The sequence below is a fragment of the Geminocystis sp. M7585_C2015_104 genome (assembly GCA_015295805.1).
Lineage (GTDB): Bacteria > Cyanobacteriota > Cyanobacteriia > Cyanobacteriales > Cyanobacteriaceae > DVEF01.
In genome coordinates, this window is sequence record DVEF01000026.1 from 1 (window position 1) to 12,162 (window position 12,162).

Below are 12,162 nucleotides of genomic sequence, written 5' to 3' on the forward strand. Positions count from 1 at the left end.
AATTACCTGACCACCCTTGGCCAACCCCCAGAGGAGGATCATGCCATGTTGGCAGAATTGGGGTTAGAAGGGGGGGAGGCGCCCGTTAATATTCGCTAGGCTAACTGTCATACACATTCCCCCCAACTGTCACAAAAAAGCCACAAAAAAGCGGGGTATAAATCCCCGCCTACTTGTATTACTAAATGGCTAACTAGGCAACAGTAGCCAATTTCACATCACTGCTGTCTAGCAGCCGTTGTAATTCCTCCCCGTCTACGGTTTCTTTTTCCACGAGCATCTGTGCCAATTTGTCCAGAATCTCACGGTTTTCCATGAGAATTTGTTTTGCCCTCTGATAGGCCTTGTCTACCATTTTCTTCACTTCCTCGTCTATGGCGGCGGCTGTAGCATCTGAGTAGTCGCGGTCAGAGGCGATTTCCCGGCCCAAAAAGATACTACCGTTTTGACGACCCAGGGCTACAGGTCCTAGACGATCGCTCATCCCGAAACGGGTGACCATTTGTCGGGCTACTCTGGTAACCTGTTGTAGGTCATTGGAGGCACCAGTGGTAATTTCCTCCTCGCCAAAGACGATTTCTTCCGCTGCACGGCCGCCGAGGGCAACTGTCATCTGGTTTTCCAGATAGGCGCGGGAGTACAAGCCGGATTCCATGCGCTCTTCACTGGGGGTGAACCAGGTGAGACCGCCGGCACGACCACGGGGGATTATACTAATTTTCTGAATGGGGTCATAGTCGGGTAGTAGTGCACCCACCAGGGCATGGCCAGCCTCGTGATAGGCTACCAATTCTTTGCGTTTCTGGCTCATTACCCGATTTTTCTTCTCTGGCCCGGCCAAAACCCGCTCAATAGCGTCGTTAATCTCATTCATGGTAATTTCTGTCAGGTTGCGACGGGCGGCTAGTATGGCCGCCTCGTTGAGTAGGTTGGCCAAATCAGCACCGGTGAAGCCAGGGGTGCGACGGGCAATTTTTTCAAGATCCACATCGCTGGCTAGACTCTTACCACGGGCGTGGACTTTGAGAATCTCACAACGCCCTGCATAGTCGGGACGGTCCACTACTATCTGACGGTCGAAACGTCCTGGACGCAACAGGGCTGGGTCTAATACATCCGGGCGGTTGGTGGCGGCTATTACGATTACACCAGTGTTACCCTCAAAGCCATCCATTTCTGTAAGGAGTTGGTTAAGGGTTTGTTCTCTTTCATCATTGCCACCACCTAAACCAGCCCCTCTTTGTCTGCCCACGGCGTCAATCTCGTCGATGAAGACGATACAGGGGGCATTTTGCTTGGCCTGTTCAAACAGATCACGAACTCTGGAGGCCCCTACCCCCACAAACATTTCCACAAACTCCGAACCGGAGATGCTGAAGAAGGGTACACCGGCCTCCCCCGCCACGGCTTTAGCAAGGAGGGTTTTGCCAGTTCCCGGTGGCCCTACCAATAGTACTCCCTTGGGAATTTTCGCCCCCACTGCCGTGAAGCGCTCACCATTTTTCAAAAAGTCTACCACTTCTGCCAATTCCAGCTTGGCCTGTTCTATCCCGGCCACGTCGTTGAAGGTGACCTGGGTTTGGGGTTCCATTTGCACCCTTGCCCGGGATTTCCCAAAGTTCATGGCTTGGGATCCCGGTCCATTGGCCGCTCTACGCAGTAATACAAAAAGCCCTACTAACAAAAGGACTGGGAAGAACAAACTACTGAGAGCTCTGAGCCAGAAACTGTCATCGCTTTGGGGCAACACTACTATATCTACCCCGTTTTGGGTGAGGATGTCGATTAATTCGGGATCTTCTGGTAAATTAACCAGGTATCTCTGCCCATCCTTGGCGGTAGCAATAGCCTGAGTGCGATCTGCCGTAATGCTTACTCTTTCTACCCTGTCTTGCTGTACTTGTTGGAGAAACTCGCTATACTTCCAAGTGGATTGGCTGCCTTGGGGGCGATCTAAAAAGGCAGTGCTCAGGGCTATTACCACTACCGCGAGAATGGCATACAGTCCGACATTACGCCATTTTTTGTTATTCCTGTTCACCCTTGTTATAGCCTCCTTTTATCCTTCTGTTTATTGTATCAACAGGCCTTTTTCGCTTTTTTGCCTTATTATCTTCTATGTTAACTTATGTTAAGGGAATTGCAGTGGTTTAAAAGACGGTTTTCCCTACTTTTTCTCTCTGTTTTAGTCTGTTTGCTAGTAACAGTAAGTCAGAAAACCTGGCCAAGGGGGGATGAGGTGTCTTTGCCTCCCCTAAAACCCCATCCCCTGCCTCCCACTCTTGCCGCCTGGCAAAGTGACTACAAGGAAGACTATTTTGACTACCTCCAATCCCATCCGGTGGGGGCCCTAATTTGGTATGATTTCCCCGTAAGGGTGTATCTGGAATCCCCCCCTGACAACCTTTCCCCCTCAGGGGCCAAAGCCTTTCAACAGTGGCGTCAGGCGGGGAAAAAGGCTATTGCCGCCTGGAATCCCTATATCCCCCTTCAGGAAACAAACAATCCTGAAAAGGCCGATATTCTAATCTACCGTCAACCGCCACCAGTAGGTAGACTACGGGTAAATCCGGAAACGGGATTGTTTGACCTACCTAGGGTTGCCGCAGCCACTACCACCGTGCAATTTTATTTGCGGGATTCCCAGCTGCGCCACAAAATGATTATCCGTGTAAACCCCAATCAGAATCTAGACTATCTGGAAAGCAACATCACCCATGAGTTAGGACATGCCTTGGGCATATGGGGGCATAGTCCCAGTCCTCAAGATATAATGTACCATGCCCATACCCGAGACATCCCCACCATTTCTGTCAGGGATATTAACACCCTCAAAAGAGTATATCAGCAACCTACCCGTTTGGGCTGGAGGTTGTCAGGAAATTAAACCGGTAGGCGTCTTTTTTGGGAATATACTCCCCCAGAGAAATCCAGAAGTCCAATATCCTTTCCCCTAGCCACTGGGGATGGAAATAGTGGAAGAAATGTCCTCCTTTTGGACATTGACAAATTCGATCTCCTGTTTTCAAATACAATTCCCATTTTTCTATCTCCGTCCAGAATACGATCTGATCCTCCCTACTACCACACACCATCAGCGGCGGGGTTATAGTCTTGACAGGGAAACTTGTATGCCTTTTATACAATGAGTGGGGGGAGAGGGAGTAAACCAGCGCCTTTTGTAGCAGTTTCACCAGTGACTTTTGATAGTACGAATTCCCATAGCCAAACAAACACCTTCCCAAGTGATTCAGAATTACCTCCTGGGAACACTTGAAATGACGTCGTAACAGGTAATAATACCCCACCCAGTCCATGGCAGGATTGACTCCTACCCCCAGAAGGGTTAAAGACTTCACCTTTTCCGGATATCTACTGGCATATTGTAGACCCAAGAAACCACAAGTGCTATGTCCTACTAGATGCACTGGCTTTTTTAACAGGCTTAGGTAGTCGTCCAACAAATCAATGGCCAACTGATGAGAGGTGCTTTCATCTTCTGTTAGCTCATATTCCCAATGAGCGACATCCAGATATTGCGATAAATGTTTAATAACAGGGAGATTGAAACGCCTTAGGTAAGGATTAGTGTTGAGCCAAACTACCTCTGGAGTTGTATACATTCTTATTTTCCCCTTCTTCTAAAAAAAAAGTATTAGCAAGGGAATAAGAATAAAAGAAATATCCCGCTCTCCCTTGCCTCTTAGTCACCGAGATTATTGCTAATAATTAGCATTAAGTCTGATATAAATATTAGCGTAAGAAGAAATTGATTGCAACTATCTCCCTAGGGTAAATTCAAATCGGGTTTTATTGAATGGTGGCAGCCGGGATGTGAGCCTATGCTGCTTGTTATCGGTGATATTAACCTTTATTTAAACTAAATTTTGCCGATTTTATGGACAATAGAAGTAATGGTAATAAGGGGAACCATGGGTATAGGGATTGATGGCTTTGGCAAGATTGGCCGATTGGTGTGGAAGATGGGGTGGGAAAATCCCTATCTTGGACTTGTACAGATGAATAAAATAAAGGGAAAAGTAGTGAAGGGAATTTCTGAGGGGATAGGGATAAAACACGGGGCAATTGTCACTGTACACCATGTGACTAACACCCAGATGATAGTAGAGGCACCCCATAGATCCTGTTATTGTTTACAAACGCTAGTACTAAATGCTACAGGCTTTGCGGCGGCCATTTCCCTCATCCATCCGCAGTTGAAGGGGAAATTGAGTGGCATGGCTGTCAGGGGGCCTCTGTCAAATGCCCATCTCACCGACTGCGTCTTCTAGGCGGCAAGGGAAACCATCATAGCCCAGGTGAATGGGATGCTGAAAGAAGCCTCTGAGAAACCTCCTTTAAAGGGCATTTTAGGATATGAGGAACAATTGCTGGTGCCACTAGACTACAAAGACATGGTGAAACCGGTAAAAATAGCCCGGTGTTACTTCTATTGGAATTAGTAGAAAAAATTGTCAGTAAATTAGGGGGAATTATGGACAACAGTGTTAGAAATTATGCCATTGTTACCGCTGCCTACTGGGGTTTTACTATTACCGACGGGGCGTTGAGAATGCTGGTGTTGTTGCATTTCCACCTCCTCGGTTTTACCCCGGTGCAAATTGCCTTTCTGTTTCTGTTTTATGAGACTTTTGGCATTGTCACTAACTTTTTGGGGGGTTGGATAGGGGCTCAATTTGGCATTCGACTTACCCTTTACGGAGGTATTGGCTTACAAATTTTTGCCCTGGTAATGCTAGCCTTAGTGAATACCGACTGGCCAGTGGGATTTCAAGTGGTTTATGTGATGACATCCCAGGCCCTTTCCGGCATTGCCAAAGACTTAACCAAAATGAGCTCAAAAAGTGCCGTGCGGCTGGTGGTGCCCAAAGAGGCAGAGTCCAGACTGTTTCGTTGGGTAGCTATTCTCACCGGATCTAAAAATGCCCTCAAGGGATTAGGTTTTTTTGTTGGCGCTGCCCTACTACAATTTTTTGGCTTCCGTAACGCCCTATTCATCCAAGCTACAGTGTTATTCCTTATCCTTCTCACTGGCAAACTGCTGCCGGCTAACATGGGCAAAGTCAAGGCCAAAATCAAATTTCAACAGCTGTTTTCTAAGAGTAGGGCCATCAATATCCTCTCCGCCGCTAGATTTTTCCTCTTCGGCGCCAGGGATGTCTGGTTTGTGGTGGGACTGCCCCTCTTTTTCTACGAAAAGTTACAATGGAACTTCATTCAGGTAGGTAGTTACATGGCCTGTTGGGTGATCGGCTATGGCATAGTCCAATCCCTTTCCCCCACCATTTTAAGACAGAACCAGCCCGGCAATGCCCCCCGGGAAAAGACCATTCAAATTTGGACTTCCATTCTGACCATTATCCCCGCGGCTATTGCCATTGCCCTTATGGCAGGACTTTCCGGCCACATTGTCATCACCTGGGGGTTAATCATCTTTGGGATTGTTTTCGCCTTCAATTCTGCCGTACACTCTTATCTAGTCTTGGCCTATACGGAGGATGACCAGGTTGCCCTCAATGTTGGTTTTTATTACATGGCCAACTCGGGGGGGCGTTTGCTGGGCACAGTGACTTCTGGTATAATCTATCAGACCTTGGACATTCAGGGGTGTTTGTGGGTTTCTAGCCTGTTTGTGTTAACTGCCTCCCTCATCTCCCTCTTCCTACCGCCGGTGAAGTCACAACAGGCTGTAAAAGCCTAACGGTATTGGGGTAGACAGTAGGGGGCATTTTCACAAGAGAAGCTATTTATCATGTTAATCATCTGATACAGACGGCTGAACTTTTTAGACTGCAAGTGTAGTACAATCTGGGGGAGGTTCAACTTGTCGTTTTTGAGCTTTTTCGGGACTCTCCTCTCTATCCTGCCGGACAGAAGGAGATCACTAAAATGCTCGTTCAACAGTTCAATTTGTTCGTCCGTCAGTTCGTAGTTAAGTCTGATTACAAACAGATCTTTAACGTAGCGACTGGAGTGATACACCCGATAAAACTGTTGGATGATGTCACAGGCCGTCTGGACATTGTCGGTGATATGATACATTCTTAGATCGTCTTCATCTACGTACCCCCTTCCCAGTAGGTGTTTGTGGAGATAGTTATGCCATTCTTGCCAATAGTCTCCCCCCGGCTTGTCCATGAGGATGAGAGGCACTAGGGGTTGTCTACCCGTCTGACAAAGGGTGATGGTTTCAAAGGCTTCATCCTGGGTGCCAAAGCCGCCGGGAAAAAGCACAATGGCATCAGTCTCTTTGAGGAAGAATAACTTGCGGGTGAAGAAATAACGAAAATTGATCAGTTTAGGGTCGTCTGCTATAAAGGGATTAGCATTTTGTTCAAAGGGCAGTTTCACGTTTAAACCGAAAGAATAGGAAGAAGTAGCGCCCCGGTTGCCCGCCTCCATAATACCACCCCCCGCCCCGGTTAACACCATAAACCCCAACTCTGTCACCCGTTGAGCAAACTCCCGTGCCAACTGGTATTCGGGGGAGTCTTCTGGCGCCCTTGCCGAACCAAAAATGGTGACCTTCCTAACATCCTTGTAGTTGGAGAAAACCCGGAAGCCCTTTTCCAAGTCTCTCAGAGTGCCACTGAGTATTTTCCACTCCAGGCGGTCGATTTCATTCTTTTCAATAATCTTGACAATAACCTTGAGACTGCGTTTTAACCACTTATTGTGTCGGGAGGAGGGGATACTTTTCAGTAGTTTTTTCAGACTTTCTCTCAATTCAGGAGCGTTGACGGACAGGGACATCTTATTATAACAATTCTTGGGAAAACAATAATCCCACGCAGAGAGAAGCCACAACGTGGGAGGTATGGACTAGTGATGGGTGTTGCAGACTAGAGATATTTTTCCAGGGTGTTAGATAGGGTGGTTTTGGGCACGGCGCCCACCACCATATCTATTTTTTGGCCGTTTTTGAACACCATCAGCGTGGGGATACTCCGAATCCCGTACTGACTGGCGATTTGGGGATTTTCATCGGTGTTTAATTTTACTACTTTCACTCTCCCCTCATATTGTTGGGCAATTTCTTCCACTACTGGCGCTACCATACGACAGGGGCCACACCACGGCGCCCAAAAGTCTACCAACACTGGTATGTCGCTTTCCAACACCACTTCTTTGAAGTCAGACTCGTTTACCTCTTGAACCAAGGACATCTTTCCTACTTCCCTTAACTAAAACGACCTAGTAGTTTAAATGGTATCAGATTTCAACATACCAGAGATTGAACACCTTGCTGAGGGATTATTACTAGAACTTTACAATAAGTTCGGAGTTAAACAAGAGCCACAGCCAAAAAATAGGAATCCGCCCCCGCAGAAGGAGCGGTTTATGGTGTGAGGAGTGAACGGAAACTTTGTCTCCGCCATCTCTATTCTATAACAATCCCGGGGGAATTGGGGTTTTTTTCACTGTTTTCTTTACAGTTTTTCTGCCTATATATTTTTGAAATATAAGGTATACAAGCATTCCGGTTTTCTAGCCCGAATGACCTGAAGACTTCCTCCGGCAAACAGTTGTTTTTCTACGTTTATGAAACCCGTGGAAGTGAGGAGGGTGGGTAAATCAGTTTCGAGCAATTGCCAGGCAGTTTCTGTCTCAAACAACCACATAAAAACCATAATTCCCGGCAGAAAAAGAGGATTATGAGGCTTGTGTAAATCTATGAAGGTGAATAGGCCACCCGGTTTCAAAACACGATATACTTCTTTAAAAACCTCCTCCAACTCTGCACTTGTCATTTCATGTAGTGCGACACTGGTGTGTGCTATGTCAAATTCATTGTCGGGGAAGGGCATTTTTTGGGCTGCTGCCACCACATATTTAGCTTGGGGCACATTTTTTTTGGCCTTTTCTATAGCGTGAGGAGAAATATCCAAACCGATGACATTGTCGCTACATTGTACCAGAAATTTAGTGGTTTGTCCCGCGCCACAGCATAGATCTAAAATTTTACTATCCCTTCCCACATTTAAGTTTTTCAGTGCTAGTTGACGGAATTTTTTTTCTCCTCCCACCGGCAACGCGGCCAGCCGAGAAATGGTATCATATAGCCATTGATATTTATAACTCAGAGGGCGTAAAAAAGTAGCCATCTTCCCGATGTTATTACCAATCACTGCCGTATAATAACACAAACTAAAACCACTGACCATCTCTCCATTTATACTGGGTCAAAATAGGGAAGGTTTCCTCTAATTTTAATACCACCTCATGCTTTCCGTTTCCTCGTCTAAAACCCTTTCTACATTCTCATAAATAGCAAGGGCCTCCTCACGAGAATTGCCTATGCTAGTCAGCCCCAATTTTCCAAATTCCGATAATGCTCCCATCAGGTGAAAAACTGTGCCCGTTTTGGTACTGCTATCAAAGTGTAAACGGTGTTTAGTAATAATGTCCATCAAATCATTGGGTAGCAAACCGTGGTATTGTGGCTTTTGAAGATTATCAGACGCGATATAGTATTTGGGTTTATTTTCTGGACTATAAAACAAGCCGTCTTGGTAATTGTATACTCCATTTGTTAGGAATTTTAGTGTCATAAATGGATGGGTTGTCCCTCCTTTTCTCAGGTTTATCTCTATTGCATATATTTGCCATTTACTCCCATCTTTTACCACTAAAAAGTCCACGCTAAACCTCTCTAGAGCCCCTTTTTTTGCCAGGTTTTCGCCAATCTTTAATCCCAATTCCTGTAGTTGCATACGGTATTCATCACGGGCGGGAAATAGACAGCCTAAATATATCTGTTTGTCCTCCCCCCCTAATATTTGGTCGTGAGTTGAGAGTATTTCCACCCTGCCATTGGGGGTAATATAACCCTGTACACTCGGAGAATATTTTTCTTCTCCTTCGATGAATTCCTCTACAATAACTCCCAGTTCAGGAATGCGTTTACTAAAGGTTTCCCAAGTCTCTCCTTCTCCTTGAACTTTCGCATTGGTTATGATTTTTTCTATCAGATATTTTCTTTCATTATGTTGTAAATTTTCTTCTTTTATTTTTGGGTAAATTTCTGTCAAGTCTAGAATGGCATTCCCCTCTCCCGAGAACCCCTCATTTAGCTTTATGACCACTCTCTTTATACCGGGCTTCTTTTCTAGCAAAATTGCAATCTCTTCAAGGAGTTTATCTACAGAAAAAACTAGCTCACTACCCAAAGGATGGGGTATATTACACTCAGCAAAAATATCCCTACTCCCTTTTTTCGAGCCCCAGTATTTTAAATCAGGACTAGAAGCCAATAAAGGAATACCCAATCTGACGGACAATTCTTGCTCTAAAACGGTAGAATTAAAACATACCATAAAACTTTTATCTGGTCTTAAAAATTTCTTTATTCTTGCCACTAAACGGGGCCTTTCTAGGATTTTTTGAGTTAGAGGCTTTAGGGAATTATCGTAGGTGGATAACAACAACAGTCTGTCCCGGGCATGGGAAAACGGTATCCCTGGTAGTAACTGCAAGTAGTACTCGATTATTATGGGAGAAAGGGGCTGTGCGGTGACATAAATCAGACGAGTCTGGGGGTTTCTGAGTCTAATTAGAGAAAATAATAGTCTTTCTTCGTAGTGTAAAAAACCTGCTATTTTTTGTCCTACCCTCTGATCAATGCTAAAGGAGGGAATGACTAAAATATCTTGATCGTCTTGGTCCAGTATATCGCCGTCTTCCCAAAACTCTTTTAGTTTATTTTGCAATTGGGCAAATTTCTCTTTATCTTCCTCTGTAATCACAACGTTTTTCCTTGAGCCCTACCTTTTCAATATAATATCTGAATTTCCCCGGCGGCATTTTTTTTTTGATTTTTGTAAAGTATTTCCTTTATCCCCTAAAAAAATCTAAATATTTCTTAACGAAAAACCCGAGACATGGTTGTCTGGACTACTCTGAGGAGATGAGGAGATTGTGTTTAATCCAAATTGTGCCCTCTTGTTCTGCTAGAATGGCAGTGGAATAATGGGCATCTTCTCTGACAATTTCTCCCGCCTTGTTGACTATTCTGAAGGCCCACTGGAACCGTCTGTTGTAACCTACAATGAGAAGATTAGAGCCTATGTGAGTTACAGTGGCAATCTTTTCGTAGTGGAGATTCTCCATAAAGACTTTTGTTATGGGGCCTCTTTTTGACAAGGATAACAAAAAAACCGTCAAGTTATCCTAACAATTGGGTGGGCAATGGTCGCAAACAAGCTCTACTTTGCTACTATTGAGAATGGGTCGATAGGTTGGGGGAAGTCGCCGAAACAGAAAAAAAAATCCAACCTCGACTCGGCGGCATTGGCATGGAGGGTCCTTTAGCAATACAAAAAGGAGTATGATTGATGAATTGTAGCCACATCGAATTCTCTGCCGACAAAACCAGGATAGACTTGCAAAAGTTACAACAATTGTACACGGAAACAGCATTCTGGGCTCAAAATCGCAGTATAAGCGACATAGAAATTGCCATCAATAACAGTAACCCAGTGGTTTCCGTGTGGGATGGAGAAAGATTAATAGGTTGTGCTAGGGCCACTTCTGATGGTATATATAGGGCCGTGATATGGGATGTGGTAATTCATCCGGAATATCAGGGGTTGGGGTTAGGGAGGAAACTAGTAGAAACCATCATCAGTCATCCTCTCTTAAGTCGAGTGGAGAGGATTTATTTGATGACAACCTATCAGCAGAAATTCTACGAAAAAATAGGTTTTGTCAAGAATCCTACCACCACTATGGTTTTATATAATCATCAGCGACATCCCACCCCCAACCAATTAATCAGACAGTCGCAGCAGACGGAAGAAATAGGCTATAGCCGATAGTTTCTTCTCGATTGACATTGCTGGTTTTGAGAGAAAACCTACCCCCCAAAAGACTAAGGAGACAATCTGCTAGTAGAAATCTCATGCCTGGCGACAGTTTTGGGGGATGCCTATTAAAGTCTTTTAATTCTTCTATGGGGGTAGTCAGCAGATCAATATTCTCACAAAGTGGGAAGTGTTGTGGGGGGAAGGAAATAACAATCTCAACCCCCCCTTTATCCTTGCCGGCAGTCACCACAATCTCCCCCGTATCGCAATAGGCAATGACTGTTTCTAGGAGGAAAAACAACATATTTGTTATTCTCAATCTATCGGTTTTAACTGCTAGATTTTCCTGTTCATTTAAAGTCAAAACCAGTTTCAGATTGCGGTTTTCTGCCTGCAAATTCATTACTTCTACCACATCCCTCAATAACTCTTTTAAATTTACGGTTTCTATTTCCAAACTTAATCTGCCAGCCTCCAATTTAGAAATCTCCACCAGTTGGTCAATTATGCCCATTAGTTTTCTGGCATACTGATAGGCCGAAACAATAAACTCTTTTTCCTCTTGTTCATCCTCGCACAAATCATTTATAATCAACTGGTGTAGACTCATCAGACTGCTAAGAGGCGAGCGAATTTCGTGGGCAATCCTAGCCAGAAAACCTGCCTTCCAGCGACTGTTTTCTATTGCTTCTTGATAGGCTATTCTTGTTTTTTCTAATTCCATCTTTAAGTCATCCGCTTCTTTCATAGGCACTTGGGGGGGAGAGGGTTGGTCTGGGGGGAAGAAAGAGTTATCCTAGAAACACTACAAACCAATAACCGGTAGTTATGAGCACACAAACAGACTGCAGACAAAAAGTGGATAAAAACGTCTTAAAAAAGGCTATCAAGGCAGCCCAGGACTATCTTTTCTCGTTACAAAAAGAAGATGGACACTGGTGTGCCTACCTGGAATCTAATGTTACCATAACAGCGGAGGCCCTGTTGCTGTACAAAATCTGGGGTGTAGATTCACAAAAACCGCTACACAAGATTGAACACTATTTGCGGTCTCAACAGAGAGAACACGGAGGGTGGGAGTTGTACTACGGGGATGGGGGGGATTTAAGCACCTCCGTAGAGGCTTACATGGCTTTAAGGTTGCTAGGGGTAGACAGAGATGACCCGGCCTTGGTGAAGGCAAGAAGGTTTATTCTAAGTAGGGGTGGTATTAGTAAAACCCGTGTCTTCACCAAATTCCATCTAGCCATCATAGGTTGCTATGACTGGCGGGGGGTACCCTCTATCCCCCCCTGGATTATGTTACTACCCCCCAATCCCTTCTTTACCATCTATG

12 protein-coding genes and 1 pseudogene are annotated in these 12,162 nt (G+C 45.1%); 5 read left to right on the forward strand and 8 right to left on the reverse strand.

All coding sequences use genetic code 11. The annotated features are described in order from the left end of the window. Positions 1-193: 193 nt before the first annotated feature. Positions 194-2,041 carry an ATP-dependent zinc metalloprotease FtsH3 gene (gene ftsH3, locus IGQ44_03035; GenBank protein ID HIK36952.1) on the reverse strand — a complete coding sequence of 616 codons (1,848 nt, stop codon included), beginning with the start codon at positions 2,039-2,041 and terminating at the stop codon, positions 194-196. An 87-nt stretch (positions 2,042-2,128) separates the two neighbouring features. On the opposite strand from ftsH3, the gene IGQ44_03040 reads away from it, so the two are divergent. Continuing rightward, positions 2,129-2,887: a matrixin family metalloprotease gene (locus IGQ44_03040; GenBank protein HIK36953.1), complete on the forward strand. Its 759-nt coding sequence runs from the start codon at positions 2,129-2,131 to the stop codon at positions 2,885-2,887. Here IGQ44_03040 and IGQ44_03045 read toward each other — a convergent pair. Beyond that, complete coding sequence (locus IGQ44_03045) at positions 2,853-3,623, reverse strand: alpha/beta hydrolase (GenBank protein ID HIK36954.1); 771 nt, start codon at positions 3,621-3,623, stop codon at positions 2,853-2,855. The two genes, IGQ44_03040 and IGQ44_03045, sit on opposite strands and share 35 nt — an antisense overlap. A 309-nt stretch (positions 3,624-3,932) precedes the next feature. Here IGQ44_03045 and IGQ44_03050 point away from each other — a divergent pair. After that, positions 3,933-4,463, forward strand: a pseudogene (locus tag IGQ44_03050) (hypothetical protein). A gap of 32 nt (positions 4,464-4,495) precedes the next feature. Beyond that, the gene (gene arsJ, locus IGQ44_03055; protein HIK36955.1) at positions 4,496-5,722 is read left to right on the forward strand and encodes an organoarsenical effux MFS transporter ArsJ; all 1,227 of its coding nucleotides are present in this window, start codon (positions 4,496-4,498) and stop codon (positions 5,720-5,722) included. Here arsJ and IGQ44_03060 read toward each other — a convergent pair. The 5 genes from IGQ44_03060 to IGQ44_03080 all read right to left on the reverse strand — a co-directional run bounded on the left by IGQ44_03060 (position 5,719) and on the right by IGQ44_03080 (position 10,131). Then, on the reverse strand, positions 5,719-6,774 hold the full coding sequence (locus tag IGQ44_03060) for an LOG family protein (protein ID HIK36956.1): 1,056 nt from the start codon (positions 6,772-6,774) through the stop codon (positions 5,719-5,721). The two genes, arsJ and IGQ44_03060, sit on opposite strands and share 4 nt — an antisense overlap. Before the next feature lie 89 nt (positions 6,775-6,863). Beyond that, positions 6,864-7,187 carry a thioredoxin gene (gene trxA / locus IGQ44_03065; protein HIK36957.1) on the reverse strand — a complete coding sequence of 108 codons (324 nt, stop codon included), beginning with the start codon at positions 7,185-7,187 and terminating at the stop codon, positions 6,864-6,866. Between the two features lie 279 nt (positions 7,188-7,466). Continuing rightward, positions 7,467-8,126, reverse strand: coding sequence for a methyltransferase domain-containing protein (locus IGQ44_03070; protein ID HIK36958.1), 660 nt, complete (start codon positions 8,124-8,126; stop codon positions 7,467-7,469). 105 nt (positions 8,127-8,231) lie between these two features. Then, on the reverse strand, positions 8,232-9,767 hold the full coding sequence (locus IGQ44_03075; protein HIK36959.1) for a carboxylate-amine ligase: 1,536 nt from the start codon (positions 9,765-9,767) through the stop codon (positions 8,232-8,234). 148 nt (positions 9,768-9,915) lie between these two features. Next, positions 9,916-10,131 (reverse strand): hypothetical protein, encoded by a 216-nt coding sequence (locus IGQ44_03080; protein ID HIK36960.1) that lies wholly within the window; start codon positions 10,129-10,131, stop codon positions 9,916-9,918. Positions 10,132-10,355: 224 nt separating this feature from the next. Here IGQ44_03080 and IGQ44_03085 point away from each other — a divergent pair, with 224 nt between their 5' ends. Further along, the gene (locus IGQ44_03085; protein HIK36961.1) at positions 10,356-10,838 is read left to right on the forward strand and encodes a GNAT family N-acetyltransferase; all 483 of its coding nucleotides are present in this window, start codon (positions 10,356-10,358) and stop codon (positions 10,836-10,838) included. On the opposite strand, the gene IGQ44_03090 is transcribed toward IGQ44_03085, so the two are convergent. Continuing rightward, positions 10,795-11,574, reverse strand: coding sequence for a HAMP domain-containing histidine kinase (locus IGQ44_03090; protein HIK36962.1), 780 nt, complete (start codon positions 11,572-11,574; stop codon positions 10,795-10,797). The two genes, IGQ44_03085 and IGQ44_03090, sit on opposite strands and share 44 nt — an antisense overlap. A gap of 80 nt (positions 11,575-11,654) precedes the next feature. On the opposite strand from IGQ44_03090, the gene IGQ44_03095 reads away from it, so the two are divergent. Beyond that, positions 11,655-12,162 (forward strand): squalene--hopene cyclase (locus IGQ44_03095; protein HIK36963.1); only part of this gene is annotated, 508 nt, incomplete at its 3' end.